Below are 5,018 nucleotides of genomic sequence, written 5' to 3' on the forward strand. Positions count from 1 at the left end.
TGGCAGCAGGTCGCTGAAAAGAAAAGCTGCGAAGCAAAACAGAAAGAACTGACCGCCCAGAGAGATACGCTTGCTGACCGCCTGAAAAAGCTGGAAAAATCCAAGCTGGCAGAGCAGGCTGACGTGGACCGTCTGGAGGGACACAGCCTTGCCGCATTTTTCTATCAAGTGATTGGAAAAATGGACGAAAAGCTGGACAAGGAACGGCAGGAAGCCTATGCAGCCCGTGTCAAGTACGATGCTGCTTTCCATGACCTTTCTTCCGTTGATGCCGACTTGGAGCAGATTCAAAATAGACTGGAACGGCTGTCCGATTGCGAAAGGCAGTATCAAGCTGCTCTTTCCGAAAAAATCAAAAGCATCAAAGTCTCTGCCCACCCTGCCGCACAGCAGATTGTGGAAAGCGAAAGCCGCATTGCCGCACTGAAAGTCCAAAAGCGGGAGCTGCTGGAAGCCATCAACGCCGGAAAGACCGCCTTGCACACGGTCAATGAAGTTCTGGAAACGCTGGATAATGCCGAGGGCTGGAGTACATGGGACGTAATGGGCGGCGGTTTGATGGCTGATCTTGCCAAGTATGAGGAACTGGACAATGCACAGGAGCAGGTGGAACAGCTTCAAGTGGAACTGCGGCGGTTCAAAACTGAGCTTGCCGATGTTGAGATCACCGCAGACCTTCAGGTTGCGGTAGACAGTTTTTTGAAATTCGCAGATTTCTTCTTTGATGGCCTCTTTGCAGACTGGGCAGTTCTGGATCACATCAATCAGGCGCAGAGCAGAGTGGAAAACACCAAGAGCCAAATCAAGCGAGTCCTTGCACTTCTGAAAAAGATGCGCGAAGATGTTGATGTCCAAATCGCTGATGAAAAAGAGAAGCAGGAGCAGCTTGCGGTGGAAACTGAGCTGTAGGTTTGGAGTGTTCGCGTATGTAATATGCTCAACTCAATGAATTGGAAATTTTGGAGATAAAGACTATGAAGAAAAAAGCACCAATAGTGTTCATTATCGTGAGCGTCTTTGCCGTAGCCGCAATCATTATAATTTCGGCGTATAGATCTTCGGAATCCTACAGAAAGGCGAAGGCTGCAATCCAATGGGATTGCTCTGTGTCTTGTACAGAAAAATCAACATCTGCCCAATATGTAATCACTTATTCTAATGTAAAGGTTTCATCCAAAACGGGCACACTGACGATTCAGAATAGGAATGATTTTGAAATTGTGGTGCATTTGCTCTGCGAAGGCGAACAGGAAATCGTATCTGGCAATATTTCTGCGGGAGGCTGCTACTCTTTTGCGAATGTTACGGACAAAGAATATACCGTAGGTATTCATGCGGATGTTGATGCAGCCACCAACATTAAAGTAATTGTATACGACGGAAAAGACACAGAGCCATATACAAATTGACAAGTCGGTGCTTGCGGGGGTGCATCTATTTGAAAAAGTATCAATGTCCATGCTGCGAATGTTTTACTTATAATGTTCCACCAAAGGAAGATTGTGGGTACATTTGCCCAGTTTGCTTTTGGGAGAATGACCCGTTTATTACTTCTGATAGCGACCCCAGTGACTTGAATCATGGAATAACTCTAAACGAGGCAAAAAACAACTATTTGGAATTTGGTGCCTGTGAAAGAAAAATGTTACGTTATGTTCGTCCGCCCGAAAGCGATGAAAAATAGACATTCATCATCAAAACTTCAAAGTCGACGATAACCCAATTATTATATACCCTTGGCGGGCAACCCAAAAACGGTTGCCCGCTATTTTTATACCCTAAAATCTGAAGAAGGAGGCCAAAATGCCAAGCAAAACCGAAGAATACCTTGCCCTTGCCCAGCGCACGGCAAACGGCTTGACCCGGTACTGGGAAAGCTGGACGGATTACCTGACCACCGCATCCCGGCTGTACAAGTACCCCTTTGCCGACCAGCTTATGATCTACGCTCAGCGGCCCGATGCCACCGCCTGCGCCGAATTTGACATTTGGCGCAACCGGATGAACCGCTATGTCAGGCGTGGCTCTAAGGGCATCGCCTTGCTGGACGAATCCAGCGGATTCCCGCGCCTGCACTACGTTTTCGATGTGTCGGACACCGGGGTGCGCCGCAATTCCCGTGACCCGGAGGTGTGGCAGCTCGGTCCCGATTTGGTGCAGCCGGTTTCAGAAATGCTCGCCGCCACCTACGGCATCAGCGGAGAGCGTGTCAGCCAGCAGCTTGCGGATGTTGCCGGGAAACTGGTGGCAGATTACTGGGACAACAACAGTGGTGACATTCTCGCCATCGTTGACGGTTCGCTTCTGATGGATTATGATGAAGCCGGGGTGGAGATGCAGTTCAAGTCCGCTGCCGCCATCAGCGTCACCTACACGCTGCTGGAACGTTGTGGTTATGAGCCGACAGGCTGGTTCGACAAGGACGATTTTCAGGCAATCTACAATTTCTCAACCCCGGATAGCGTCTACGCCCTCGGCGCAGCCGTCAGCGACATGAGCCGGGAGGTGCTGCGGAACATCGAGCGCACCGTAAAAAAAAACATTCGCCGCCGCAATGCAGAAAGGAGCCAATATGAATACGAACAGCAGGAACGTGACCTACTCGACCGTCGGGGACTACCAGCTCCCGAACCTGACCCTGAACCAGCCCCGGAAGCCGCTGGGCAAGTACGGCAGGCTGCGCCGGACGTACCTGATGAACCATCGCCCGGTGCTGTACAACACGATGCTCCTGAACGGGAGCCTATACCCGCACCTGATGGAGGTGGAGCAGACGGCAGAGAGCCGGATGCAGCAGAGCATGGAGCAGTTGCTGAAGCAGAACCCGGCCCCGGACAAGGAGCAGAATCAGATGGCGTGGGTGCAGCACATGAACAGCCTGAAAGCGCAAGCCGAGGAACTGGTGCTGACGGAGCTGATCTACAGCTAAGTTTCTTCGATGCCCACATCCCTACCGAAGCTGAACAAATTGGAAAAATCGACCAAGCGGAGAGCGAAAAATTGCCCTCCGCTTTTGTTTTGTCGCAGGCTGAAATCGAAAACGAATTGCGTAAGCACGGTTCGGGATTTGCTGGCGGTAAGCAGCGCATTATGGCACTGTACCAGACCCAGCCTGACCGCAAACTTCGTGCCAAGGCGCTGGCAAAGGAATACGGTATCGGTGGGCACTCCCACGATTTTCTGGACGGAAGCAGAGGGTTTGTCAACCACGACTGGAAGGGGCTGGAATTTGACCATTATCCTGACCACCAGAAAATCACCCTGAAATGGACGCAGGTGGAACAGTATATCGACCTGATGATCCAGTCCGACCGCTACCTGACGGACAAGGAGAAGGAGCATTACACGCCCCCTGCGCCTGTCAGCGCAAAGCCAGATTCCACCCTGATCCATGCCAAAAACCTGATCCGGGAGTTTTGCTTGGAGGAATACGATTCCGAGCCGGACTTTTCCAATCTCGCTAAAATCGGCATTGCCTACACCCACGCCACCGATGAAGATATTCCTATTCAGGTCAACATAGATTTGGTGGGATACCGTGTGGAACGGTATCTGGGCGAGGTACTGATAGACGAGCGGCAGTACGAAAGTCTGGAGGAACTGGTCGAAACCGAACTGGAAGCTCTGGATTTCTCCGAACTCGTCAGCGTCACAGATGAGGAATTGGAGCATTATCACAACAAGGCGGAGGAACGCCCGGCACTGCTGCCTCTGGATGCCGCCACCGAGTACAACGCCCTGAAGGAGCAGCACCCGGATGCGTTGGTGGGCTTTGAACAGAACGGACAGTTTGAGTTTTACGGCGAGGATGCCCAGAAAATCTGCGAACTTCTGGGCGGCAAACTTCTGGAAAAAGAAACAGCACTGGGCACCGTTCCTGTCACCGGCTTCCCCAGCGACCAGTGGGTGTACCGTGCCAAGCAGCTGTGGCAGTGCGGCGAGAACGTCTACCTTGCCGGGCTGAACGAGGACGGCACCCACCACCAGACGAAGTACCTGCGCCGGGAGGATTATCTGCCGCTGGGTGCAACCGTCCACATGGAGGGGCGCGCCTTCCGGGTGGATAACGTCAATTTCGATAAGGACAGCGTAACCTTGCAGGATGTGGCACTGGCAGAACTGCGGATGCCAATTTTCCGGGAGGAGCCGCTGGCTCTTGTCCGGGAGTTGTACGAGCAGGAACAGGAAGTGATGGAACACCCCCTACCCGATTACAAGGTCGGTGACAATGTTATCGTTGACCTTCCTACCCGAACCATCGAAGGAAAAATCGGCTATGTGGGTGAAACCGACGTTCGCATCGACACCAGTGCACACGGGCAGTCGTGGGATAACGAAGTTATCAATAAGCAACAATTCGAGGACGGGCTGCGGCAAGTTGAGCCGCAACTCTCTGACGAGGAACTGGACGAACTGCCCATCTCTGCCGTGATGGACGGAGAGGTGCAGACCTTCCCGGATGCCGCCGCCTTGGATGAAGCCCTGAATGCTGAACCTGTGCCGGAGCCTGCCGGGAACTTCCACATCACGGACTACAATCTGGGCGAGGGTGGTGCAAAGCAGAAATATGCCCGGAACATCGAAGCTATCCGAACCCTGTTTAAGCTAGAGCAGGAGCATCGTGGTGCCACCGCCGAGGAGCAGCAGGTGCTTTCGCAATATGTGGGCTGGGGCGGTTTGGCAGATGCCTTTGACCCCAGCAAAGATAGTTGGGCAAAAGAGTACGCCGAACTGAAAGGGCTGCTCACCGAAGAGGAGTATGCCGCCGCCCGCGCTTCCACTCTGAATGCCCACTATACCTCTCCGGTGGTAATTCGCGCCATCTATGATGCTGTGGAAAAGATGGGCTTCCAGTCTGGAAATATCTTGGAGCCTTCCATGGGTATTGGCAACTTTTTCGGTATGCTGCCCTCTGGCATGGCTGACAGCCGTCTGTATGGTGTGGAACTGGATTCCATCACCGGACGCATCGCCCAAAAACTATATCCACAGGCCGACATTACGGTTGCTGGCTTTGA

At 52.6% G+C, this 5,018-nt stretch carries 4 protein-coding genes; all 4 read left to right on the forward strand.

All coding sequences use genetic code 11. The features are described 5' to 3' along the window. Nucleotides 1-909: hypothetical protein (locus WMO44_RS14305; protein WP_349152981.1), on the forward strand; the 909-nt coding region annotated here is incomplete at its 5' end. 65 nt (nt 910-974) lie between these two features. After that, nucleotides 975-1,409 (forward strand): hypothetical protein, encoded by a 435-nt coding sequence (locus WMO44_RS14310; protein WP_015536782.1) that lies wholly within the window; start codon nt 975-977, stop codon nt 1,407-1,409. A 29-nt stretch (nt 1,410-1,438) separates the two neighbouring features. Next, on the forward strand, nt 1,439-1,684 hold the full coding sequence (locus tag WMO44_RS14315; RefSeq protein ID WP_097779474.1) for a CPCC family cysteine-rich protein: 246 nt from the start codon (nt 1,439-1,441) through the stop codon (nt 1,682-1,684). 119 nt (nt 1,685-1,803) lie between these two features. Further along, nucleotides 1,804-5,018 (forward strand): MutS N-terminal domain-containing protein (locus tag WMO44_RS15160; protein ID WP_494337432.1); only part of this gene is annotated, 3,215 nt, incomplete at its 3' end.

Source organism: Faecalibacterium tardum, assembly GCF_040096515.1.
GTDB lineage: Bacteria > Bacillota > Clostridia > Oscillospirales > Ruminococcaceae > Faecalibacterium > Faecalibacterium tardum.

Coding starts and splice junctions, on each gene's coding strand:
- WMO44_RS14310 (WP_015536782.1), top strand. CDS start 975: ATGAAGAAAAAAGCACCAATAGTGTTCATTATCGTGAGCGTCTTTGCC.